This is a genomic window from Candidatus Tumulicola sp. (assembly GCA_036490475.1).
GTDB lineage: Bacteria > Vulcanimicrobiota > Vulcanimicrobiia > Vulcanimicrobiales > Vulcanimicrobiaceae > Tumulicola.
In genome coordinates, this window is record DASXDT010000005.1 from 722,300 (window position 1) to 746,050 (window position 23,751).

Genomic DNA, 23,751 nt, shown 5'->3' on the forward strand with positions numbered 1-23,751 from the left:
GACGGCAGACTGCCGCAGGATTTCAAGCGAGCGCCGTGCAGTACCGATATTCGCGTGCCGAACAAACGTCGATCCACCGCCGCCGAGCCTGCATTCGAGCGCCACGGCCTATCCGACCAGCAACTCGTCGAGATGTTGCGGACTATGGTCATGCAGCGTACGCTGGAAAACCGCGGCTTCCAGCTCAACCGCCAAGGCAAAATTCCGTTTGCCTCGGCCAGCGAGGGCCACGAGGGCGTCCAGGCCGGGGCGGCGATGGCGTTCGAACGCGGCCGCGACATCCTGGTGCCGTACTACCGCGACCTGGGGTTGGCCCTCGGAATCGGCGTGACGCCGTACGAGGTGCTGCTGTCGCTCTTTGCGCGGGCCGACGACCACAACTCCGGCCGCCAGTTTCCGCACCATTACGCCAGCCGGCGCCTGGGTTTCCAAACGATCAGCTCGGTGATCGCGGCACAGCTGCCGCACGCCGTCGGCGCCGCATATGCCATCGCGTATCGCCGCCAGGCCGGCCGCGCCGTGTTGACCACGTTCGGCGACGGAGCTACCAGCGAAGGCGAGTGGCACGAATCGCTCAACTTTGCCGCCGTCCATCGCCTGCCCATCGTGTTTCTGTGCGAGAACAATCAATGGGCGATCTCGACGCCGCTGCGCAAGCAAACGGCGGAGCCCGACCTGCACCTGCGCGCTGCAGGTTACGGCATGCCCGGCGAGGCCGTGAACGGCATGGATCCGCTCGCGTGTTATGCGGCAGTGAAGCGGGCGCTGGATACCGCTCGAACCGGCGGCGGCCCGTCGCTTATCGAAGCCAAGTGTTATCGGTTTTTGTCGCACACCACCGACGACGACGATCGCACCTACCGCAGTCGCGAAGAGGTCGCCGAGCACAGGCTCAACGATCCGGTCCCCGGCTTCGAAGGCCTTCTGGTGGAACGCGGGGTGCTCGCCGCCGACGAAGCCGAAGCGCTGAAGCGTTCGGTGCTGGCCGAGGCGAACGAAGCCACCGACCGCGCCGAGGCGATGCCCTATCCCCCGGCGAGCGATTTATTCGAAAACGTGTACGCAGACGACTACCGCCCCTGGCGCTAGCGCCCGCATCGATGAGAGGCATCCGATTATGACCGACGTGGGCACCCGGCCGGCAACGCTCGACAAGCGCGGCCTTTCCGACGAGCAGTTGCTCGCGATCTTCCGTAATATGCTGCTGCAGCGGCAATTGGATAACCGCGGCTTTCAGCTGAACCGTCAAGGAAAGGTTCCGTTCGCGCTCGGCAGCGAGGGCCACGAAGCGCTGCAGGCCGGAGCCGCGATGGCATTCCATCGCGGCAAAGATATTCTCGCGCCGTACTATCGCGATCTCGGCTTGGCCGTCGGCATCGGGCTTACGCCGTTCGAGATCTTGCTGTCGTTGTTCGCACGCGCCGACGACCATAACGGCGGACGTCAATTCCCCAATCATTACTCGTCCAAAGCTGCCGGCCTCATGTCGTTCTCGTCGATTCTGGCCGCCCATATTCCGCACGCAGTCGGTGCAGCGTACGCGATCAAGTATCGGGGCGAAACTGGCCGCGCCGTGCTCGCGACCTGCGGCGACGGAACGACCAGCGAAGGCGAGTGGCACGAGTCGATGAATTTCGCCGCGATTCATAAGCTGCCGTTCGTCATGTTGGTCGAAAACAACGGGTGGGCGATCTCGACGCCGTTGAGCAAACAAATGGCGGAGCCGGAAATATGGAAACGCGCGGCGGGCTACGGACTACCGGGCCGGCGCTTCAACGGTTTGGATCCGATCGAAACCTACGCGGTCGTTAGCGAAGCGATGGAACGCGCCCGCTCGGGCGCCGGCCCTTCCTTGATTGAAGGGACGTGTTACCGCTTCTTAGCGCACTCGACCGACGACAACGACATGACCTATCGCACGCGCGAAATGGTCGAGGAGTATCGCAAGCACGACCCGGTTCCGAGGTTCGAAGCGTTGCTGATCCAGAACGGCCTCGCGACCAAAGAACAAGTCGACGCATTGCGCAAAGACGTGCTTCGCGAAACCAACGAAGCAACCGACGCGGCCGAAGCGTTACCGTATCCGGTACCGGCCGATCTCTATACGAACGTTTACGAAGGAGCCTGGCAGCCGTGGCAGTGACCGAAACGTCGGCGACGACCGTGATGAACAACGTCGAAGCGGTGCGTGCGACCCTCTACGAGGCGATGAAAAATGACGACCGCACGATCATCATCGGCGAGGACGTCGGTCCGCGCGGCAACGTCTTCCTCATCACCAAAGACTTTATCGAAGAGTTCGGGGAATCGCGCGTGATCGATACGCCGATCGCCGAAGCATCGATCGTCGGCATTGCGGTCGGCATGGCGATGGAAGGCTTGCGCCCGATCGCCGAGATCCAGTTCGCCGACTTCATCTATCCGGCGTTTAATCAAATCGTCGGCGAAGCCGCCAAGACGCGCTATCGCTCGAACGGCGAGTACACGTGTCCGCTCGTGATTCGTACTCCCTACGGCGGCGGCGTGCGCGGCGCGCTTTCGCACTCGGTTTCGATCGAAGCGTTGTTCTATCACGTTCCCGGCCTCAAGATCGTCGCGCCGTCGTTTCCAGCCGACGTCAAAGGCTTGCTCAACGCGGCCATCGACGATCCCGATCCGGTACTCTTCTTAGAACACAAGAAGACGTATCGCCTGATCAAAGGCGAGGTGCCGAACGGTCATTACACAATTCCGATCGGCAAAGCCAACGTGCTGCAAGAAGGCACGCGGCTCACGGTCGTATCCTACGGCCTCTACGTTCATTGGGCGCTCGAAGCCGCCAAACAACTCGCCGGCGAGGGTCTATCGGTCGAGGTCATCGACCTGCGTTCGATTCGTCCGATGGATAAAGAAACGATCCTGGCCAGCGTCGAGAAAACGCGCAAACTGTTGATCGTGCACGAAGATAATAAGTTCGGTGGTATCGGTGCCGAAATCAGCGCGATGGTCGCCGAAGAAGCGCTCTTCCATCTCGATGCACCGATCCGCCGGCATTGCGCTCCCGACGTTCCGGCGATGGGCTACGCGCTGCCGCTCGAAGAGGAATATATGTCGTCACCCGAACGCATGGCGCAAGCGATGCGCGACTTGGTGGCGTTCTAATGGCGACCACCATCACGATGCCCCAGCTGGGCGAAACCGTCACCGAAGGCACGGTCGCGCAGTGGCTCAAGAAAGTCGGCGACAACGTCGAAAAATATGAAGCGTTTGTCGAAGTTTCGACCGATAAGGTCAACGCCGAAGTTCCGTCGCCGGTAACCGGAACGATTCGCGAAGTGCTGGTCGCCGAAGGCGAAACGGTCGCAACCGGCACCCCGATTGCGATCATCGACGAAGTCGGCGCAGCGACGCAAGAAACGGCTCCGGCCGCGCCGGCGGCCGCTCCGCCGGCTCCGGCGCAAGCGTCGAGCAATGGTGCATCGACGGCCGGACAGAGTATCGCTTCATCGGCCAACGGCGAGGCCGGACGCGAAGCCGCATTGCGCGGCGCGTCGCCCGCCGTTCGCCGCTTGGCGCGCGAACACGGCGTCGACATTCGCACCGTTTCTGGCAGCGGCGCAAACGGACGCGTAACGGCTGACGATATCGTCAAAGCTGCGCAACAGCCGGCAGCGCAAGCCGCTCCGGTGGCAGCGTCTTCGACGTCGACGGCCAAGCCGGCCGCGGCGAATGGAACGTCGACCTACGCGAGCCCGGTTCCGGGAACGACGATCAACCTGTCGCCGGCGCGGCGTATTATCGCCGAACGCATGGTCGAAAGCGTGCACAACGCGCCGCACGCGTGGTCGATGGTGCAAATCGACGTCACCAACGTGTGGAAGTGGCGCGCGCGCGAGAAGGATCGCTTCGAACGCGATACGGGTTATAAACTCACGCTGTTGCCGTTCTTCATCCGCGCGGTCGTCGAAGCGATGAGTGCGTTCCCGTTGATGAACGCGCGCTTCAACGACGGCGGCATCGAAGTTCCGGCCGACACCAACATCGGCATCGCGATCGGTTTACCGACCAATCTGGTCGTCCCGGTCGTGCGGAATGCCGACCGGCTGTCGATTCGCGGCCTGGCAGTCGCCGGCGGCGAATTGATCGAGCGCGCCCGCAAGAACAAACTCACGATGGACGATCTCACCGGCGGTACGTTTACCGTGAACAACAATGGCGCCAACGGTTCGTGGGCGTCGGCACCGATCATCAACGCCGGACAGGCCGGCATTGTCACGATGGAAACGGTCGTCAAGCAGATGGTCGTGCGTCCCGACGACTCGTTCGCGATTCGCAGTATGATGAACGCCTGCTTGTCGCTCGATCACCGAGTGGTCGACGGCTACGTCGCCAGCGGTTTCCTCGCAGAATTGAAACGGCGTTTGGAAGCCATGGGACCGGACGGCACGCTATAAGCGGACCAGCCTTGCAGATCCGGCGCCGCTTTCGGTTCGAAGCGGCGCACGTTCTCCCGCACCACTTAGGCCGTTGCGCGCGCATGCACGGACACTCGTATCGCCTGGAAGTCGCCGTGCGCGGACCGCTGCGCGATGCGGGTCCGGCGCAGGGCATGGTCGTGGATTTCGACGACATCAAGCGCGTGGTTCGCGAGCGCGTGGTCGACGTGCTCGACCACCAGACGTTGAACGATATCGTCGACAATCCGACGGTCGAACGCGTCCTCGTATGGGCCTGGGAACGGCTGGACGGAACGCTGGAAGGCCTCGACGAGTTGGTCTTGTGGGAAACGCAAGACTCATGCGCGCGTGTCTGCCGGGACGACGTCGCCGGCGCGTCGTGACGCGCACGTGATCGCGTTGTCGGAGATCTTCTACACCGTGCAGGGTGAGGGAACGTGGACCGGCATGCCCGCCGTGTTCGTCCGTTTGGCGGGCTGCAATCTGTCGTGCGATTTTTGCGACACGGATTATTCGATGAAAGCACTTTGCAGCATCGAGCAGATCGTCGACGACGTCAGAGCGTGGAGCCCCGATCGTCCCGCCATCGTGCTGACCGGCGGTGAACCGTTCGCGCAAGCCGAAACGCCGGCATTGATCGACGCGCTGCGCGCCGATGGCAGGCGCGTGCATGTCGAGTCCAACGGCACGGTCTATGCGCCGCTTCCGGACGACGTGTGGCTCTGTGTCTCGCCGAAAGAACGCGTCGATCCGCGCATGGCGGCGCGCGCCGACGAGGCCAAACTGATCGTCGACCGGCGCGTTCCCGAAGAGCACGTTGCGCTGTTCGAGCGGCTCCCGGTTTTGCTGCTGCAACCCGAAGGCAACAAACCGCAAAACGTCGCGATCGCCATCGAGTATGCCAAAGCGCACCCGCAGCGCTTCCGGTTGTCGCTGCAGACGCACAAATTCATCGGGGTACCGTAATTCGCTCCGTGTTGCTCACCTGCGCGGTGGACCGGGAGCTGTCGTGGTGGGCGCCTCGTGCTAACGTCGACGTGCTCGTATCCGGCGTCGGTCCGGTCGAAGCAGCGTGTGCCGTGGCGACCGCCCTCGCACGCAACCACTACGATCTAGTGGTCGATGCCGGCATCGCGGGAGCGCTGGGCGGCGCCGCTGCGATCGGTGACGGCGTGATCGTGGTCGACGACCGCATCGAGTTGACGCTCGAGGATGGCCGCCCGCTGGCGCTGCCGCCGCATTCTACGATCGTCGATCGGGCCGTTTCTAATAGCGCCTTGGTTTCTGCGATAGCGGCGCACGGGTTCGCGACGCTTCACGGCGTGACGGTCTGTCGCGTCACGTCTACCGAAGCGACCGCAGAACGCCTCAGCGGCGCCGGCGCACAGGTCGAAACGATGGAAGGTTTTGCCGTATTGCGTGCGTGCGCTCGCGCTGCCGTGCCCGTCGTACAGCTGCGCGGCATCTCGAATCGCGCCGGCGACCGCGAGCGCTCGGGATGGAATTTCCAGGCCGGTCTTGACGGTCTCGCGCGTATCGCCACCGTACTGTTCGATCACATCGCCGACGAGGACGCCGCCACATGACACCGTTGACCCTCGCGTATTCGCCCTGTCCCAACGATACCTATATCTTTGCCGCGTTGACCAACGGTTTGCTCGAAGACGCGCCACCGGTGCGTGCCGAATTGCTGGACATCGACGAACTCAACGCCGGCGCGGCGCGGGGTGCCTACGAGTTGGTCAAGGTTAGCTACGGCGCCGTGCCGTTTCTCACCGGCAGATATCGTCTGCTGCGATCGGGCGGGGCGCTCGGACGCGGTTGCGGTCCGTTGGTTGTCGCTCGACCGGGCGGCGTACCCGAGCTGTTTTCGGGTCTTGCAGACTGCACGATCGCGATTCCGGGCGAACGTACCACCGCGTTTCTGCTCCTGCAACTCGCGCTACGAAGCCGCCCCAAAACCAAGGTCGTGCGCTTCGACCGTATCGTCGACGCGGTCGTGGCCGGAGAGGTCGATGCCGGCCTCATCATTCACGAATCGCGCTTCACGTATCGCGACGCGAATTTGATCTCGGTGACCGACCTCGGCGAATGGTGGGAAGACGCGACCACGCTGCCCATTCCGCTCGGCGCGATCGCCGTTCGCGACGACGTCGCCGATCCCAAAGCGCTCTCGGCAGCCGTGCGCGCTAGCCTCGCGTACGCGCGGGGGAACGAAGCTGCCATCATGCCGTACGTGCGCGAGCACGCCACCGAAATGGACGAAACGGTGATGCGCTCGCATATCGATCTGTACGTCAACGAGTTCAGCGACGACATCGGTAAACTCGGCATCGAGGCGGTGCACGCACTATTCGAGCGCGCGCACGACGCCGGCCTGATCGATCGCGCGGCCGAACCGCAGTTCGTGTAGCGTGAACCGCAGGCGTTTCATCACCCAAACCGCGACCGGCGCAATGCTGGCCACCGTGCCGCGTGCACTCGTAGCGCAATCGGTGCCGTTCGCCTTGGGCGACGACGTTTTTCTCAACGGAGCGTGGCGCGAACTAGCGGGCGGTGGCGTCGGCATCATCACCAATCAAAGCGGCGTCACATCACAGGGTGAATCCATTGTCGACGCGGTGCGCCGTCGCACGCAACTCGACGTGCGCGCGATTTTTGCGCCCGAACACGGCTTGCGCGGGGACCGGCCGGCCGGTGCGACCGTGTCGTCGTACGTCGACTCCCAAACCGGTTTGCCGGTATACAGTTTGTACGGCGCAACCCGGCATGCCGATGCCGCCGAACTCTCCGGGATCCGCACGCTCCTGTTCGACATTCAAGACGTCGGCTCGCGGGCGTATACGTATATCTCGACCATGGCGTACGCCATGCAGACGGCTCGCGCGCGCGGCATCGCGTTTTGGGTGCTCGACCGGCCCAATCCGGTCGGCGGTGTGACGGTCGAAGGGCCGGTATTACAGCCGGCGTTTTCGTCCTTCATAGGGCTCTACCCGATCGCCATGCGTCACGGAATGACGGTCGGCGAACTCGCACGCCTGTTCAACGATCGCTTTGGCATCGGTGCCCAGCTCCATGTGGTTCCGATGCGCGGCTGGCAACGTTCGATGGTGTGGCCCGACACGGGATTGCGCTGGGTTCGCACGTCTCCGAACGTGCCGCAATGGCAGACGACGTTCGTACTGTTATGCACCGGCTTAATCGACAACGCCGGCATCAACAACGGCGTCGGCACCGACACTCCGTTTTTTCTCGCCGGCACGCTCGGGCTCGACGGCAACGCGCTCGCGGACGCGATGAACGCGCATCGACTGCCCGGCGTATCGTTCGAGGCGGCGCGCTGGTCGCCAAGCGCCGGCTTCTGGAAAGGCCGAACGCTGAGCGGCGTGCGTTTGTCGGTCGACGATCCGGCGGCGTTTCTGCCGGTCAAGACGTCGGTTTCGCTGTTGGTAACGATTCGGCAAATCGCGCCGAACGCGATCGTCATGAAGGACCCGGCCGCTCTCGACCGCGACTGGGGAACCGACGCGTTGCGGCTCGGATTGCGGCACGGTCTTTCCACCGACGCGATCCTCGCACAATGGAACTCGCGCACGAGCAACTTCCAAGCGTTGCGTTCGAAGTATCTGTTGTATGCCTGATAGCGTGCACGACGGGCTGCATCGCCGGCTCGTCGAAGCGCTCGGTCCGGGCGCCGTCAAAACCGAACCGGAAGATCTTGCCGTCTATTCGTTCGACGCCTATACCGGCGGCGGCACGCCCGCAGCGGTCGTGCTTCCGGCCTCGACGCGCGAGGTATCGGCCGTCGTCAAGATCGCACGCGATTGCGGACAACCGATCGTCGCGCGCGGCGCTGGAACGGGATTGTGCGGCGGCGCGGTTCCGGTCGCCGGCGGCGTCGTCATCGGGACGGCGCGCATGAACGGTGTGCTCGAGGTCGACGTACGAAACCGGCGCGCGCGCGTCGCACCCGGATTGATCAATCTCAATCTTTCTCGCGCGGTGCGCTCGGAGGGACTGTTCTACGCGCCCGATCCCGCGTCGCAAAAAACGTCGACGATTGGCGGCAACATCGCCACGAACGCCGGCGGCCCGCATTGTCTGTCGTACGGCACCACCGTGAATCACGTGCTCGGTTTGGAAATCGTCGACGCCGACGGCGAAGTGACCACCACATCGGTCGACGACTATGGTTACGACCTAACGGCGGTGCTTACCGGCAGTGAAGGCACGCTCGGCATCGTCACCTCAGCGTGGGTGCGGCTACAGCGATTACCAGAGGCGGTCGGTGTGTGGGTCGCCGCTTTCGGCGATATCGAAGCGGCGTCGGAAGCGGTCTCATCGATCATTGCCGCCGGCATCGTACCGACCGCGCTGGAAATGATGGACCGCGTGATTGCAGGCGCCGTCGAAGCCGCGTTCAAGGCCGGCTATCCGACCGACGCGGCAGCGGTGTTGTTGATCGAACAAGCCGGCTATGCCGACGACATCGCGGCCTGCGAACGCGCGATCGCCGCGATCGCGAAACAGCACGGCGCGGTATCCTGGCGCAGCGCTCGAACGCAGGCCGAACGCGATGCACTATGGGCCGGACGCAAGGGTGCGGCCGGTGCGACCGGACGGATCGCACCCAATTACTACACCCAAGACGTGTGCGTTCCCAGGAGTAAACTTCCGGCAGCACTACGCGTCGTCGAGGAGACGGCGCGCGAATACGATCTCACGATCGGCAATGTCTTTCATGCCGGCGACGGTAATCTGCATCCGCTGATGATGTACGACCGACGCGACCGCCGCCAAGTCGCGGCCGTCGTGGAAGGCGGCAACGCGATCTTACAGGCTGCGATCGATTTGGGCGGCACCATCAGCGGCGAACACGGCATCGGCTACGAAAAGCGCGACGCGATGACGCGCGTCTACAGCACCGAAGATTTGGCGACGATGGGTCGCGTGCGCGACGTCTTCGATCCGCACCGTTCGCTCAATCCGGAGAAGATTTTTCCAGCGGGAACGCGCTGCGCCGAAATGGTCCCTCCACCGCAGTGAACGACAGCGAACGTGCGGCGCCGGTCGATGAAGCCGAGCTCAGCAGTCTTCTTGGCGGCGCAGATCGCGACGGCCGCGCGGTACGCGTCACCGGCGGCAACACGCTCGCCGGCATGGGCGCACGCCCCGCGGTCGACCTCGAAATCCTGACCACGACGATCGCCGGCATCATCGACTTCGAGCCCGATGATTTAACCGTTGCGGTTCTTGCCGGCACGCGACTGTCGGAACTTGCCACCACGCTCGCCGAACGCCGTCAGATGCTGCCGTTCGACGCGCCGCTTGCCACGAACGCAACGGTCGGCGGAACGTTGGCCGCCGGTTGGCGCGGACCGCGCCGCCACATATACGGACCGCCCCGCGATTGGGTGATCGGATCGCACGTCGTGCTCGCCGACGGAACCGTCGCCCGTGCGGGCGGCATGGTCGTTAAGAACGTCGCCGGATACGATCTGAGCCGCTTGTACGTCGGTTCGTTCGGAACGCTATCCGTGCTGGTGCGTGCCAACCTCAAAACGTTGGCGCTGCCCGAGCGCACGCGTGCGTTCTTCGCCGCGCTTCCCGATGGATCGCTCGAACCCACCATCGCACAGTTGCGCGATCTGCGCGTCGTCCCGGCGGCCGCGTTTTGGTTCGACGGCTTTTCGGCGGCCGACGATCGGCCCACCGGCGACGACGGACGACTCGCAATCTTTCTCGAGGGCAGCACTGCGCTCGTCGATCGCGCCGGCCTCGAGTTACGCTCGGCGCTCGGCCGGGGTGGTGTTCCCGCGGCCCACGTGCTCGATAACCGTGCGCCCGCGGCGCTGGAACGCATCGTCGATGCCTATGTGTCCGCCCTCGGACAACGTTCGATCTCGTATCGTATCGGCTCGTTGCCGAGCGAGGCGATCGCAACCGCCGAAGCGGCCGCCGAATGCGCGCGCCGTTTCGAGCTGCGCCACGAGCGAATCGTCGACCTCATGAACGGCGACACGATCCTGCGCGTCAGCGAGCTCGACGTGCGGCGACTCGCAGCCTGTATGAACGATTTCGACGACGCGTTGCACCGGGCGCTCCCGAACGCGATCGTCATCGCCTGCGAACACCCGGACCGCGACACGCTGCAACTGTGGGGACGCGAACCGGGCGCAATCGCAACCATGCGCGCGCTCAAACACCGCTTCGATCCAAACAACGTTTTGAATCCCGGACGCTTCGTCGGCGGAATTTGAGACCGGTTGCGTAGCGAAATCGCGTGGGCGGTGCGGCACGTCGTCGGCAGCCCGCGCCGCCTCGCGTATCTTCTCGCCGGCGGCGTGCCCGACGTCGCTGCGCTGTCAAAGTTTCTGCTGGCGATCGTCCCGCGCGCGTCGCGCGAACTGCGGACGATCCGGGCCCGGGCGGAGACGATCGCCGACGTACACCTGCGCCGCCAAGCGCTCGACAGTATTCGAGCCAAGTCGTATCACGCGGCGGGCGCCGGCGTGCTCGCAGCGTTCTTACCCTCGGCGCAAGCAGCGCGGTACGTCGACATCGTCGTGCCGCTCGAATCGATCTACGATTACCTCGACAACTTGTGCGACCGCCATCCAAACGTCCCGGCGGCGGCGTACCCGGTGCTGCACGGTGCTATTGCCGACGCGCTCGACCCGTCCGCATCGCCCGGCGATTATTACGCCGCCGGGCCGGGTGGCGACGATTCCGGATATCTGCGCTGGCTGGTCGACCGCGTTCGCGCGCGGCTCGCCGCCGTCGACGGATACGAACGGCTGCTACCGAACTTTCGTGAAGCCGCGCTGTTATACGGCGAAATGCAGACGTTCGCGCACTTTCGGCCGGACGAGCGTGAAGCAGCTTGCAAAGCCTGGTTCGAGCTGCGCTTCGACGCACGCTTCGAGGCGCTCACCTGGGACGAATTCGCTTGCGCCGCCGGATCGCAGCTGCAAGTTTACGCACCGTTGTTCGAGCTACTTGCAGACGGCGCGGATGCGCTCGACGCAACGTACGACGCATATTTTCCAGCGATCGCAGCCTTGCACGTGTTTCTCGATTCGTATATCGACCAGGCCGAAGATCGCGCCGGTAACGACTTGAATTTTGCCGCCCTGCGTCCGCCCGAAGAACGCGACCGGCGCGTCGCAGTACTGGGGGCGCTCGCTCGCCGTGGGATCGATCGGCTCGTACGGCCGGCGCCGCATCGCTTCACCATGCGAATCATGGCGCTTTTCTATTTGACGCACCCCAAGGTGTATGCGCAGGGGCTCGATTCGGAGGCGCAGGTGCTCCTGGGCTTGATCTAGGAGGGAGCACGATGCAGCCCTATGCTTCACGCCGGAACGATGCGCTCGCCACACTAACCGGCGGCGTCGCGATCGTCCCCTCCGCAAGAACGGTGTTGCGAAACGCCGATTCGAGCTACGCGTTCCGGCAAGATTCCGATTTCTATTACTTGACCGGTTTCAACGAGCCCGACGCCGTGTTGGTGTTGGCACCCGAGCGCGACAAAGCGCGCAGCATTCTCTTTATGCAGCGGCGCGATCGTGACCAGGAAGTATGGACCGGCGGCCGCTTGGGCGTCGAGCGCGCCCGCGAAACGCTGCTGGTCGACGAGGCCTATCCGATCGACGAGCTGGAGCAACGTTTGCCCGATTTATTGATCGGGGCGACGACGATGCATTATGCGTTCGGTGCCCACGGCCCGGTCGATCGGATCGTCCGCAACGCGCTCGAAACCGCTCGCGAGAAAACGCGGCGCGGCGGCCGTTCGCCCTACGTCGTTGCCGAACCGTCCGCCACGCTGCACCTCATGCGCCTGCGTAAAACCCCCGACGAAATCGAAGTGCTACGCCGCGCCTGCGCGATCACGCATGCCGGACACGCGGCGGGCATGCGCTCCACGCGGGCCGGAGCGTACGAATACACCGTACAGGCGGCGATCGAAAGCGAGTACCGGCGGCTCGGCGCGGAGAGCATCGCATACGAATCGATCGTCGCGACCGGCGATAACGCCACCGTGCTGCACTACGTCAACAATCGCGACCGGCTCGAATCAGGGCAACTGCTGCTCGTCGATTCCGGCTGCGAACTTAACTGCTACGCTACCGACGTCACGCGAACGTGGCCCGTCAACGGACGCTTTACACCCGAACAACGCGCGCTGTACGACATCGTGCTGGCCGCACAAGAAGCCGCCATCGATCGGGTCCGGCCCGGCGTCCAGCGCAACGAGTTTCACGATACGACGGTGCGTACGATCGTCGAAGGCTTGATCGACGTCGGCTTGCTGAAGGGATCGGTCGACGAAAACATCGCGTCCGATGCCTATCGCGAATATTACATGCACGGGACCGGGCATTGGATGGGATTAGACGTACACGACGCCGGACCGTATCGCGAGCCCGACGACACGCCGCTTCGCTTGCAGCCGGGTATGATCACCACCGTCGAGCCGGGGTTGTATGTCCGTCGCGACAGCGATGCGCCCGAGCGTTTTCGCGGTATCGGCATCCGTATCGAAGACGACATTCTGGTGACGCCCGGCGGCTACGAAAATTTAACGGCCGCAATTCCAAAGGCTCCCGAAGAAATCGAAGCACTCGTCGGTACCGGCAGCGTCCCGGCATGAAGATCGGCGTCTTGGGCTCGACCGGCTTCGTCGGCAAACATCTTTGTGTGGCGTTGGCTGCGCGCGGAGACGACATCGTAGCCGCTTTGCTGCGCGATCCGCAGGTTGCAGCGCAAACCGTGGCGGGATGCGACGTCGTGGTCAACCTTTCCGGCGAACCGGTCGCACAACGCTGGACGCCCGAAGCCCAGCACGCGATCTCGTATAGCCGGATCGAGCTTCCCGGTCAGTTTCTCGACGCGCTGGGAGCGCAGGCTGCGCGACCGTCGGCGTACATTTCCGCATCGGCAATCGGTTACTACGGCGCGAGTGAAACCGCAACGTTTACCGAGACCTCGCCGCACGGCGACGACTTTTTGGCAAATGTGTGTGTCGGCTGGGAACGCCAGACGTTTCGTGCGCGGGATTTCGGAATGCGCGCCGTCGCGTTGCGCACCGGCGTAGCGCTCGGCATCGAAGGCGGAGCGCTCGCGACGATGCTCCCGCCGTTTCGCTTGGGTGCTGGCGGCCCGGTGGGTTCGGGAAAGCAATGGGTATCGTGGATTCACATCGCCGACGTCGTCGGCATCTATCTCGCGGCAATCGAGCGCGGCGACGGCGTGTACAATGCCACCGCGCCGAATCCCGTGACCAATGCCGAGCTCACGAAGGATCTGGGCAAGGTACTCAAGCGCCCGGCGTTTCTTCCCGTGCCCGAGTTCATGCTCAAGGCCATGCTCGGCGATGGTTCGTCGATCGTAACGACCGGACAAAAAGTGCTTCCGCAACGTACCGTCGACGAGTTGCATTACCAGTTCCGTTTTCCGGAACTGGCGCCGGCGTTGCAAAACCTCCTCGGATAAGGCCGGCTCGAAGCGCGTGTTCCGCCGGACGCGAATGAGCGAGAGCGAACGGCGACGGATCCTTTTTAGGGAAAGCCTTGCGCGCGGCACGAGTCCGCGGCTCCTGACGCTCGGAAAAGGACGTATCGGAACGTTGCCTGCAGGCTTCGTGCACGACCGTTCATGCGTCGAAATCGGTCGAGGCGCGCGTGTCCTCGCTGTAGCGCGCGAAGCATTTCTGAGGTGGCGTCAGTTCGACATGGGATGGGTCACGGTCGTCGATCCGACCGCAGCCATCGCCGACGGGCAAGTCATCGGGGTCGAGGCGCACACGGCCGGTCTATGGTCGCTCAATGTATGCCGAATCCTGGAAACCGTCGATACCGCAAACCGATCCGGGTTTCTCTACGAAACGACGGCCACACATGTGGAGGATGGCCAAGAGCGGTTCGTCATCGATCTCGACCCGACCACGCAAATCGTTTCGTACTGCATCGAAGCGGTGTCGCGTCCGCGGCACCCGCTGGTTTGGCTCGCATATCCGTTCGGCCGAGCCATGCAGCGCCGGTTCGTGCAAGATTCGTTCGCGCAAATGCGCGACGTTAGCCGAACGATAAACCCGTGATTTTTCCCGCTTGGTCGAAACTTACGGCGAATTTTAGCGTAACGCCGGGTCCGAAATGAACGACGTAGTCGAACCATCGCTTTCCCGCTTCTCCTCGCTTGCCTCGAAAGACGAATGCGGTCGGCGCGCCGTAGGGAGCGAATTCGGATGCAAACAGCGCCGCGAACTGGTTCTTGAACCGTTCGGCCAAATGAGGCGCTAAGGTCGAATAGGCTTCACGACCCGACTGCATGCTCGTAAATAATCTTGCGACGCCGGCGGTCACCGCCGTATCCTCGCCGGGCGCCGGCCGAAGCGCCGCCGCCGCGATCTCGGGGTGAATAGCTTCGAATGCAACGTTCGTCAAAATCTCGCCGGCTTCGGGATGACCGTTTGCGTTTCCATCGTTCGTCAGTGCAACGATGCGAACGTTCTGTTTGGGAAAATACTCGTTGGCCGCGGTAAAGCCAGGGTCGCCACCGGTGTGTCCGATTCGTGGTTGATCGTCGACCGAGTCGATGAATAACCCGAAGCCGTATCCGGATTCGCCTTGCGTCGTCGGTTGCGAGGTGATCATGAGGGCATAGTCTTGTGGCGAAATGACGCGTCCGTTCTGCAACGCGCTGCTCCACTTCTCCACATCGCCTACCGTCGAAACGAGATCGCCGGCAGACCATGCGTACGACTGACTGATGGCGCCGCGCACTGGAGACAGATGTCCGTCGACGAGCTGATAGCCGAACGCCATCCGCGGAATAGACGATTCGTCGCCGATCGTAAACGTATTCGTCATTCCGAGCGGCTCGAGAATGTGACGTTTGATGTAGGCCTCGTATCGTTCCTTCGATACGTTCTCGATAATGCGGCCCAAAATGATGTAGTTCGTATTGCTATAACGCCACGCGCTACCCGGCGGGAATTGCAACGGCTTGCCCGCGATACTCGCCATAAGTTGGTCGTAGGTGGCCGGCTTGCTCGAGTCTACGCCCGTGACATCGAGGTAGTCCGGAAGCCCGCTCGTTTGCGTGAGCAATTGGCGAACCGTGATTTCGTTTGCGTGCGGGGCGCTGGGAACGTAGACGGCGACTTTCGCATCGATATCGATCTTGCCGGCTTCGTGCAGTTGGAGGATCGCAGCGGCCGTCAATTGCTTGGTGATGGAGCCGATTTCGTAGTGGGTGTCATCTTGAGACAGGGCTCCGGTCGCAAGATCGCTCGAGCCGAACGCATGCGTATAGATAACGTGGCCGTCGCGCGTGATTACAACCGTAGCCCCCGGTATGTTATAGCGCTGCATCACGCTCGTGATATCGGAGGTGATTCGTCCGGCTGATGGCAGCGTCGATTCGACGGCTAGGACCGGCGCCGAAAAAGCGAAGAGAGCGCCCGCCAGAGCGATGACGGCGGACGCTCTCGCTACGTTCACCCTTGCGAGGACGGGGGAACCAGAATCACGCGAAACACAGGCTGCGGTCCGTTACCAAGTTCCTCGACCAGCACTTTGACCGGTTTGAACTGCGGATCGGTGATCTTGAAGCTAAACGAGTTGCGGCACGCGGCGCCGGGCGCCAGAGCACATGGGCCTCCATTCGGGTCGCCGGGCGACTGATTGAGCGTGACGCCGTCGGCATCTGCAAGATGGGCTTGCAGTAAGACCTCGCGATCTTTTTTGGTGCCGTTTGCGACTATGGTCGAAAAGACGAGAAAATTGTCGCCGAGGTCGGTCTTCGGCGTCAGCGACATCTTGCTAAGGCGAAGTTTACCGTTGAATAGCTGGCCGGTGATCGGCCCGGACGTACCGGCGGCCTGGTTCGCGCCTCCGGGCACGGGTGTCGGTGTTGGCGACGCGACCGTGCGTCCGAGTAAAGCGATGCCGAGCGCCGCAATCGTGACGGCGGCGGTAAATACGCGCATAAAGTTCCTCCGTAAAAGTAGCCCGCTTTTCTGCGCGGTCTGGAAAGCCCGAACCTGCCGGCCACTACACGGCGGTTGGTGTGATCGAGAACTCCATCGCTTCCAGGAACTTCTCGGCGTCCATCGCCGCGCGGCAGCCGGCGCCGGCGGCGGTGATCGCTTGTTTGTAGCGCAAATCGTTAACGTCGCCCGCCACGAACACGCCCTCGATATTGGTCGAAACGCCGTCGGGGGAAACGATATAGCCGGCTTCGTCCAGATCCAGCTGTCCGCGAAAAATGCCCGTGTTCGGCGTGTGGCCGATCGCGATAAACAGTGCGTCGGCGTCGAAGTCGTAGACGTTGCCGTCCACGATGTTGCGCAGCTTGAGCGCGCGCAGATGCGTCTCGCCGATCGCTTCTTCCACCACGGTGTCCCAGATAAAATCGATCTTTTCATGCGACGTCGCGCGCGCCGACATGATCTTACTTGCGCGCAACCCGGAGCGCCGGTGGATCACGGTAACGCGCCGCCCGAAGCGCGTGAGAAAGAGCGCTTCTTCCATCGCGGAGTCGCCGCCGCCGACGACCACGATATGTTTGTCGCGAAAAAATGCGCCGTCGCACGTCGCGCACGTCGAGACGCCGCGGCCGCGCAATTTCTCTTCGCCCGGAATGTTCAACCAACGCGCGCTCGCGCCGGTCGCCACGATGACGGTCTCGGCACGGTACTCCGCTTCGCTCGTCGTAAGCCGAAACGGCTTTGCCGCGAAGTCGACCGCGGTGACATCGACATTTTCGACGCGCGCGCCGAACCGTTCGGCTTGCTCGCGCATCCGTATCATCAGATCCGGCCCCATGATGCCGTCCACGAAGCCCGGATAATTCTCGACCTCGGTGGTCAGCATGAGTTGTCCGCCGTACAATCCGCCGGCCAGCACCAGCGGCGCCAAATTCGCTCGCGCCGCATACACTGCAGCGGTGAGTCCCGCGGGTCCAGAGCCAATAATCGCGACGCGTTCCATATCCGGATGCTTCGACCGCTCGGTAAGTGCCTCCGGTTGCCGCCGGGCATCCGGGAAGCGCCCCGCCATACGCGAACGAGGCCGCATGGACGCTTCGATTCTCGAGGACACCTTTGGCGACGTCCTGCGCAAAGCGATGCGCGGCAACGCCGTCCAGACGCCCCGCTTGGCGGCCGCGACCGGCATCGATGCCCGCGCCATCGAGCGTTGGCTCGCCGACGACGGCACCGCTTCGGCCGATGAGGCCGGCGCGCTCGCTAGGATCCTGAAGCTCGACCCCGGCAAGCTGGTCGAACGTGCGGCCGGCGCGTGGGCGCCGCCACGCATCTCGGTCGACGACGTACGCCATCACGCGCAACATCCGCATCCCAGCAACGGCTATGTCTTTTTTCTCGACGGCGGACGCCGTGCGGCGCTGGTCGATCCGGCCGGTGTTCCCGCCAACTTACTGCGCGTATTACGCGACGGCGACTATCATCTGCAGTACATTCTCGTGACGCACAAGCATGCCGATCACTGCGACGCGACGGCCGATATTGCGAAAGCCTTTCCCGACGCGCGTATCGTCATGCACGAACTCGACGTCGCGGCTATCGGTTCGCTGGCGCCCAAAGCACTGCGCGTTCGCGATGGCGAGTCGTTGCCGTTCGGCGAGGACGGCACGCAGATTCGCATGCTGCATACGCCGGGGCACACCGACGGTTCGTCGTGCTATCTCTTCCAGTCGACGGTCTTCAGCGGCGACACGCTGTTCGCGGGCAGCGTCGGCGGCGCGTTCGGCGACACGAGCACGTATGCGGATCTGCTCGACGGCGTGCGTACGAAGCTATTTACCTTACCGGATGAAACGGTCGTCATGCCCGGCCACGGACCGCCGACTACCCTCGCGCTCGAACGGGCGCACAACCCGTTCTTCTAGGCGGTTAGGTGCGCAGCTTGTAGCCGGTCGCCATCATACGCCAGATGATGAGGACGGCGGCAACGGCCAAGACCACGATCGCAGCGATCGACAGCTCCGGTGGCAAGAAACTCCGGCCGGTGTACGTGCGCCGGAACGCGTCGATCGTGTAAAACACTGGGTTGATCAGTTCCAGCTTCTGCAGATAGCCCGGCAACAGCGACGTATCGGTAAAGACTCCGCCGACGAACGTCAACGGCGTGATGACGAAGGTCGTGAGGACCGCGATGTGATCGAATTTTTCCGCGTACAGACCGAAGATCAACCCGAGCGCCGAAAAGAGCACCGAAACGACGCAGATTACCACAAAGTACGAAAGCCAATCTTGCGGGACCGCGTGCACCAGCACCACACCCAGCACCGTGATCAACCCGGCGATCAACAGCGAGCGAACCAGGCTGCCGAGAATGAAACCACCGACGATCTCGATGGCGGACATCGGCGCCACCAGCAACTCCTGGATCGAATTCATGAATCGCCCCTGAAAGAGCGAACTCGAGCACTCGCCGTACGACGAGTCGATCACTTGGAGCATGATCAATCCGGGAATCAAGAACTGTGCGTAGCTGACGTTCTGCATGCTCGGCAAACTGTGGCCCAGTGCCACACCGAAAACGAACACGTACAGCAGCGTCGTGATGATCGGAGGCCAGATGACTTGATTGATTACCTTGAGGCTGCGCACCATCTCGCGACGGGTCAGGGTCCATAACGCGACGCCGCTCACGCTCGCACAAGTTCCAGGAAGACGTCTTGCAAGGAATCTCTACCGGCGATCAACTCGGCGGTCGGTTTCTCGACGACGATGCGCCCGGCACGGATGATCGCAATCCGCTTGCACAGCGCTTCGGCCTCTTCCAGGTAATGCGTCGTGAGGAAAATCGTCATCCCCTCGGAATTGAGCTGCCGCAACCAATCCCACAGTTCGATTCGCAGTTCCACGTCGACCCCGGCGGTCGGTTCGTCGAGAATCAACACCTCGGGACGATGGATCAGCGCGCGCGCGAGCGACAAGCGACGCTTTTGGCCGCCCGAGAGTTTCGTGAACTCGACTTTCGACTTCGAGGCGATGCCGAAACGTTCGAGCAGTTCGTCGGCGCGATCGGCGACCTCGCTGCCACGCAAGCCGAAATACCCCGCAGCGTAAATCAGCACGTCGCGGATCGAAAGATAACGGTCGAAGTTGAACTCTTGCGGTGAAACGCCGATCAGCCGGCGCGCTTCGCGCCACTGCGTCTGATTGTCGTAACCCATGATCGAAATCGAACCGGCGCTCTTCTGCGCCAAGCCGACGATTGCGTTGATCGTGGTCGTCTTGCCGGCACCGTTCGGGCCCAAGAAACCGTAAAACTCACCCGCGCCGACGCTCAGCGAAACGCCGTCGACCGCGACGAAGTCGCCGTAGCGTTTTACGAGGCCATCAACTTTTATGGCTAACGGCGTAGGGTTTATGGAATTTGCGATTTTAGCCGTTTGTACCGATGGCGGCGCAGCGTCGCGATAAGTTCATCGCTTCCCGGAATCCCGCAATCGGCCAATTGGGTTGCAACTTTCTTCACGTCGAACGCCACCCTGCGATGTTTGACTTGCCAGCCGCCATTGCGTTCGGTGACGATCGCATAACACGCGCGCGAATCCCCGTCCTTCGGCAACCCGGCCGATGCCACGTTGATCAGCAGTTTTCCGCGCCACATGCGAACGTACGGAACGTGCAAGTGTCCGAACGCAATTGCCGTCGCCGGTTCGTCGCCGATCAGCCGCTCGAGCGTCGCCTCGTCGGCATCCGGCCACAAGTGCTCGTCGTCGGTTTTCGGATTCGCATGCACGATCAATAGTTCGTTACCTTCGTCGCCGATTCGCAAAGCAAACGGCAACTCGCGCAACCACGTCAGCCATTTTTCGCCCAACTCGCCGCGCGTCCACGCAACCTGCGAATCCTCGATGGGAGTGCCCTCTTCGTCGTCGCCTGCGATGTAGCGATCGGTGTTGCCGCGAATACAGCGTGCGCCGACCTCGGCAAGCCGCTGCAACACTTTCTTCGGCTTCGGACCGTCGAGGCAAAGGTCTCCGGCGGCCACGATCGCGTCGGCGCCGCCCTGTGCCAGCAAGTCGGCCAAACACGCATCGAGACCGACGAGATTCCCGTGGATATCCGAGATGATCGCTATTCGCATTTAGTCGCGCTTGAGCGCTAAAGCCAGCATCGACGGCGTGATGCCGAGCTTATAAAATTCGTACAGATCGAGCGATTCAACGGTAGCGCCGGCTTTACGCAGCGCGCGCAACGAGGTTCGAAAACGGATGTCCGAAATGACGCGTCCGTCTCCCAGACAGAGAACGCCCGCCCCTAGTTCCTCGCCGCGCTCGAGTTCGACGACTTTGAAGCCGTCGAAAACGGAGCGATCGATGAGATCCGCCGCGACCGCGAGGCGATCGTTCGCGATCACGCCTACGATCGAGGACAGAGCCGGAGCCGTATCGCCCAGTGGTACGTCGACCACGCGATAGCCGTGCGCGCGAGCAACTGCCGAGAATCCGTTGCGGCCCAACTCGTTTCCGCGCCGTCCGCGGCCGACGAAGGCCGTGGTTCCGGCCATCACGACGTCGCTGCCGTCGAGCAATCCGGGAGCGACGATGTGGCCCGCCAACGGAATGTCGATCCGCGCGAACTCGGCTTGAATGCGATCGGCTTCGGCGCGGCGGTTCATCGCGCTCGGCCGCGCGATCATAGCCCCGTCTGCGAACGTCACCGCCGCATCGACTGCCGAAACCTCGTATGCATCGGCGCTCTGCGCTTCAAGCGTCACGACATCGACGCCGAAGTATCGCAGCATATCGCACAGCACCTTATGCTGCTCGACGGCGCGCGAGTAGATCGCATTCGGCTCGCCCTGCAACGGCTTACCACGCTCCATCGTCTCGTTGGGGCGCACCAGCAGGGCGGCGCGCAGCGTGCCGGCCGGCGACACTACCAGTCGCGGGCCGAAATGCGCCGCACGTTCAGTGGTCATACTGCGTACAGGTTCCGGCTTGAGTACGCCTCAGCCTTGCGGCTTTGACGCGACTCGCCCTTACGGAATCGCTGTGTATGGCTGCGGATCGGGCGCGGCGGCAAAGAAGTCGGCCATATCGGTCGCAAGGAGATCGTTCAAACCGAGCGGATCGAGGCCGAGCATTTCTTCCTCGGTCTTTAGGACGCTCGCCACCGACAAATTGGCGTGCCCGACGTACGCACGCTTGGCGGCCGGCGAGACAACCACACAAAGACTATGCAGCGGATTGACGCGATCGGCGCTTCCGTCGACGCCCTCGGGTACGACGAACACCGCTGTGGAACTCCACACCGCCGTCGTGGACAGATATTGCACCACCCGGCCTAGGGCGCGGTCGTCGGCCGCTGGAGATGCGTGAGGCGCCCCAGTTAAACGCACGTAGGTGAAGGCCGGCACCTGACCGGCATCGACGTAGCGTTGCATGTCGCGAGCAAATTCATCGGCACGCTTTTCGGGATCGGCGGCCGCCGAATACGTGAGGTCGGCGTTGGCGGCGAGTCCCACCGGCGCCGGAACGTCGAGATGATAGGCCGCGCCGTCGAAACCCGACTGCGCTAGCCACGCCCCGTAATCGCGATACGTCAATCCCGCGCGCGACAACGCGTCGAACAGACCGCCGAAGCGAGCGTAACCCGCCGGATCGTCCGCTCCCGCTCCAGGCGGGACGTGCGTCCATCCAATCGGAGCGGCGAGTTCGGTAGCTAACGTCGCGGCTGCTGAATACGAAAACGCGCGGGCGACACCGCGATCGCGGTCGGCGGCATAAAAGTTGTCTGCCGATGCATACGCAGCGGCCAGGGCGCGCAAATTCGGTTCGGCGTTGGGGTTCGCACCGTCCCCAAACGCAGCGTCGAACGTCTGCGGATCGATGCCGACATAGACGATATGTTGCACGACCTCGCTACGGTGTCCCGAACGCAACGGCGGAACGACCGGGTTGAAGCGCGCGATGCCGGCGACGCGCGTGTAGCGCAGCGTGTTCATGGTCGCCTTGATCAAGGACGTGTGCTTGAGGTCGATGCGAGAAAGCACGCCCCATCCGTCGACACCTTTGCCGGCGACAACATACAGATAACGTCCGCTCGGCGAGACTGCCAGCGCCGTCGGAAACCAGCCCGTCGGCACGAGTCCGTAGCGATATCGCGCGGGGCTGCGCGCATCTAACACCGCCACCGAATCGAGGCCGGCTAATGCGACGAACAATCGTTTTCCGTCGCGGCTTAACGCCAAGGCACTCGGTAATGCGCCGTACGGAGCATTTGGAAACAAACGCAAATCCAGTCCGCGCACCACGCGCGGTTGGCCGGTGAGGTTGAGCACGGCAACCCGGTCGACATTGGAGAGCGCGACGTATCCGGTGGAGCCGTCGCGCGATACCGCAACCGCACCCGGAGCGTCGCCTCCAACCACCTGGGAGCCGTCGGGCTCCTGATCCATTCGAACGCGATAAGGCACGTTGCCGGGCAGGCCGTCGGGCCCGGGTTCAAAGACCGAGGAAACCATCGAACGGTCTGCATCGAACGGCGGTGCACCGAACGGGGGCGCCGGCGCCGGGGACGCTACGGGACGGAATGCTCCGGCGCCGCCCGAGGTGACGATAACGCGTCCGCGGGCGGCCGCGATGTATGCGGGAGCGTAACCGGCGGGGCCCTTCGATGCGAAGGCGCGCCGGGCGATGTCGATGGCGAAGACGGCGTCGCCGCGCTGATCGGCTACGTAGGCCGTGCGACCGTCGGGCGAGAGCGCGATACCGGCAGGGAAGGCCGGCGGCGCGTCTCCCAATGCGATCGGCCGCCCTTCGGGCGTGAGCGTCCCGTCCGCCCCGAGATCGAATACCAGGATCGCTCCGTGCGGACCGTCGGAAGCGAGCACGATCGTTCGTCCCGGCTGGGCCGGATCGTTCAACGCCGCTACCCCACCCGAAAACGACATGCCTGGATCTTGATAGACGCTCGCTAGCCGCATCGAGGTGGTGTCGACCACCGCCAGAGACGCGCCGGCCACCAACGGAGCCGCTTGCGCCTGAGTACCACCGAAACGATCGTCGCTGTTGGTGATGATCGCGAACCGCCCATTGGGCGTCAAAGCGATCGTCGCCGGGTCCGTCCCGACCGGAATGGACGTGCCGGCCGGAGCCACGATCCGTCCGTTCGGCAGAATGCCTTGCGTGCGATGTAACGAGTCCGTACCGGCCGGACGATTGCCGGCCGGAGCGGAGTACTGAATAAGCGGGTGCGCCGGGGCGGCGCCCAGGAAAACGGCGGCCAAAATCGCCGCCGCCATCGATCGACCAATCACGGAACGGGAGG

General features: G+C 63.2%; 24 protein-coding genes. 16 read left to right on the forward strand and 8 right to left on the reverse strand.

Translation table 11 applies throughout. The annotated features are described in order from the left end of the window. Window positions 1-150 precede the first annotated feature (150 nt). The 15 genes from VGF98_07030 to VGF98_07100 are packed head-to-tail and all read left to right on the forward strand — an operon-like array spanning window position 151 to window position 14,535. Entirely contained in the window at window positions 151-1,089 is a 939-nt protein-coding gene (locus VGF98_07030) for a thiamine pyrophosphate-dependent dehydrogenase E1 component subunit alpha (protein HEY1681369.1), read from the forward strand. Between the two features lie 28 nt (window positions 1,090-1,117). Next, the gene (locus tag VGF98_07035) at window positions 1,118-2,143 is read left to right on the forward strand and encodes a thiamine pyrophosphate-dependent dehydrogenase E1 component subunit alpha (protein HEY1681370.1); all 1,026 of its coding nucleotides are present in this window, start codon (window positions 1,118-1,120) and stop codon (window positions 2,141-2,143) included. Beyond that, window positions 2,134-3,141 (forward strand): alpha-ketoacid dehydrogenase subunit beta, encoded by a 1,008-nt coding sequence (locus tag VGF98_07040; GenBank protein HEY1681371.1) that lies wholly within the window; start codon window positions 2,134-2,136, stop codon window positions 3,139-3,141. Before VGF98_07035 ends, VGF98_07040 begins: the two co-directional genes overlap by 10 nt. Further along, window positions 3,141-4,433 (forward strand): dihydrolipoamide acetyltransferase family protein, encoded by a 1,293-nt coding sequence (locus VGF98_07045; protein ID HEY1681372.1) that lies wholly within the window; start codon window positions 3,141-3,143, stop codon window positions 4,431-4,433. Before VGF98_07040 ends, VGF98_07045 begins: the two co-directional genes overlap by 1 nt. An 11-nt stretch (window positions 4,434-4,444) precedes the next feature. Continuing rightward, window positions 4,445-4,819, forward strand: coding sequence for a 6-carboxytetrahydropterin synthase QueD (gene queD / locus VGF98_07050; GenBank protein ID HEY1681373.1), 375 nt, complete (start codon window positions 4,445-4,447; stop codon window positions 4,817-4,819). Next, window positions 4,785-5,402: a 7-carboxy-7-deazaguanine synthase QueE gene (locus tag VGF98_07055; GenBank protein HEY1681374.1), complete on the forward strand. Its 618-nt coding sequence runs from the start codon at window positions 4,785-4,787 to the stop codon at window positions 5,400-5,402. The genes queD and VGF98_07055 overlap by 35 nt, the downstream gene beginning before the upstream one ends. A gap of 8 nt (window positions 5,403-5,410) precedes the next feature. Next, entirely contained in the window at window positions 5,411-6,022 is a 612-nt protein-coding gene (locus VGF98_07060) for a hypothetical protein (protein ID HEY1681375.1), read from the forward strand. Next, window positions 6,019-6,849 carry a 1,4-dihydroxy-6-naphthoate synthase gene (locus tag VGF98_07065; GenBank protein HEY1681376.1) on the forward strand — a complete coding sequence of 277 codons (831 nt, stop codon included), beginning with the start codon at window positions 6,019-6,021 and terminating at the stop codon, window positions 6,847-6,849. The genes VGF98_07060 and VGF98_07065 overlap by 4 nt, the downstream gene beginning before the upstream one ends. A gap of 1 nt (window position 6,850) precedes the next feature. Beyond that, on the forward strand, window positions 6,851-8,077 hold the full coding sequence (locus tag VGF98_07070) for a DUF1343 domain-containing protein (protein ID HEY1681377.1): 1,227 nt from the start codon (window positions 6,851-6,853) through the stop codon (window positions 8,075-8,077). Next, complete coding sequence (locus VGF98_07075) at window positions 8,070-9,482, forward strand: FAD-linked oxidase C-terminal domain-containing protein (GenBank protein ID HEY1681378.1); 1,413 nt, start codon at window positions 8,070-8,072, stop codon at window positions 9,480-9,482. Before VGF98_07070 ends, VGF98_07075 begins: the two co-directional genes overlap by 8 nt. Then, on the forward strand, window positions 9,479-10,696 hold the full coding sequence (locus VGF98_07080) for an FAD-binding oxidoreductase (GenBank protein ID HEY1681379.1): 1,218 nt from the start codon (window positions 9,479-9,481) through the stop codon (window positions 10,694-10,696). Before VGF98_07075 ends, VGF98_07080 begins: the two co-directional genes overlap by 4 nt. A gap of 6 nt (window positions 10,697-10,702) precedes the next feature. Then, on the forward strand, window positions 10,703-11,764 hold the full coding sequence (locus VGF98_07085; protein ID HEY1681380.1) for a DUF2600 family protein: 1,062 nt from the start codon (window positions 10,703-10,705) through the stop codon (window positions 11,762-11,764). An 11-nt stretch (window positions 11,765-11,775) separates the two neighbouring features. Continuing rightward, entirely contained in the window at window positions 11,776-13,089 is a 1,314-nt protein-coding gene (pepP, locus tag VGF98_07090; protein ID HEY1681381.1) for a Xaa-Pro aminopeptidase, read from the forward strand. Next, window positions 13,086-13,931 carry a TIGR01777 family oxidoreductase gene (locus tag VGF98_07095; GenBank protein ID HEY1681382.1) on the forward strand — a complete coding sequence of 282 codons (846 nt, stop codon included), beginning with the start codon at window positions 13,086-13,088 and terminating at the stop codon, window positions 13,929-13,931. The genes pepP and VGF98_07095 overlap by 4 nt, the downstream gene beginning before the upstream one ends. Window positions 13,932-13,965: 34 nt before the next feature. Beyond that, window positions 13,966-14,535 (forward strand): DUF1990 domain-containing protein, encoded by a 570-nt coding sequence (locus VGF98_07100; GenBank protein ID HEY1681383.1) that lies wholly within the window; start codon window positions 13,966-13,968, stop codon window positions 14,533-14,535. Here the strand turns inward: VGF98_07100 and VGF98_07105 are convergent. The 3 genes from VGF98_07105 to trxB form a co-directional block, all read right to left on the reverse strand. Continuing rightward, window positions 14,513-15,940, reverse strand: coding sequence for a serine hydrolase domain-containing protein (locus tag VGF98_07105; GenBank protein ID HEY1681384.1), 1,428 nt, complete (start codon window positions 15,938-15,940; stop codon window positions 14,513-14,515). The genes VGF98_07100 and VGF98_07105 overlap by 23 nt on opposite strands. Continuing rightward, window positions 15,937-16,428 carry a hypothetical protein gene (locus VGF98_07110; GenBank protein ID HEY1681385.1) on the reverse strand — a complete coding sequence of 164 codons (492 nt, stop codon included), beginning with the start codon at window positions 16,426-16,428 and terminating at the stop codon, window positions 15,937-15,939. Before VGF98_07110 ends, VGF98_07105 begins: the two co-directional genes overlap by 4 nt. Before the next feature lie 64 nt (window positions 16,429-16,492). Next, a complete protein-coding gene (trxB, locus tag VGF98_07115) occupies window positions 16,493-17,431 on the reverse strand; it encodes a thioredoxin-disulfide reductase (GenBank protein HEY1681386.1) in 939 nt (312 codons plus the stop codon). An 85-nt stretch (window positions 17,432-17,516) separates the two neighbouring features. Here trxB and VGF98_07120 point away from each other — a divergent pair, with 85 nt between their 5' ends. Next, entirely contained in the window at window positions 17,517-18,350 is an 834-nt protein-coding gene (locus tag VGF98_07120) for an MBL fold metallo-hydrolase (protein HEY1681387.1), read from the forward strand. Window positions 18,351-18,354: 4 nt separating this feature from the next. Here VGF98_07120 and VGF98_07125 read toward each other — a convergent pair whose 3' ends face one another. The 5 genes from VGF98_07125 to VGF98_07145 are packed head-to-tail and all read right to left on the reverse strand — an operon-like array spanning window position 18,355 to window position 23,740. Next, window positions 18,355-19,116, reverse strand: coding sequence for an ABC transporter permease (locus VGF98_07125; GenBank protein ID HEY1681388.1), 762 nt, complete (start codon window positions 19,114-19,116; stop codon window positions 18,355-18,357). Then, window positions 19,113-19,853 carry an ABC transporter ATP-binding protein gene (locus tag VGF98_07130; protein HEY1681389.1) on the reverse strand — a complete coding sequence of 247 codons (741 nt, stop codon included), beginning with the start codon at window positions 19,851-19,853 and terminating at the stop codon, window positions 19,113-19,115. The genes VGF98_07125 and VGF98_07130 overlap by 4 nt, the downstream gene beginning before the upstream one ends. Then, entirely contained in the window at window positions 19,838-20,563 is a 726-nt protein-coding gene (locus VGF98_07135; GenBank protein HEY1681390.1) for a metallophosphoesterase family protein, read from the reverse strand. The genes VGF98_07130 and VGF98_07135 overlap by 16 nt, the downstream gene beginning before the upstream one ends. Then, on the reverse strand, window positions 20,564-21,400 hold the full coding sequence (locus tag VGF98_07140; GenBank protein HEY1681391.1) for a hypothetical protein: 837 nt from the start codon (window positions 21,398-21,400) through the stop codon (window positions 20,564-20,566). A 60-nt stretch (window positions 21,401-21,460) separates the two neighbouring features. After that, entirely contained in the window at window positions 21,461-23,740 is a 2,280-nt protein-coding gene (locus VGF98_07145) for a bifunctional YncE family protein/alkaline phosphatase family protein (GenBank protein HEY1681392.1), read from the reverse strand. Window positions 23,741-23,751 lie beyond the last annotated feature (11 nt).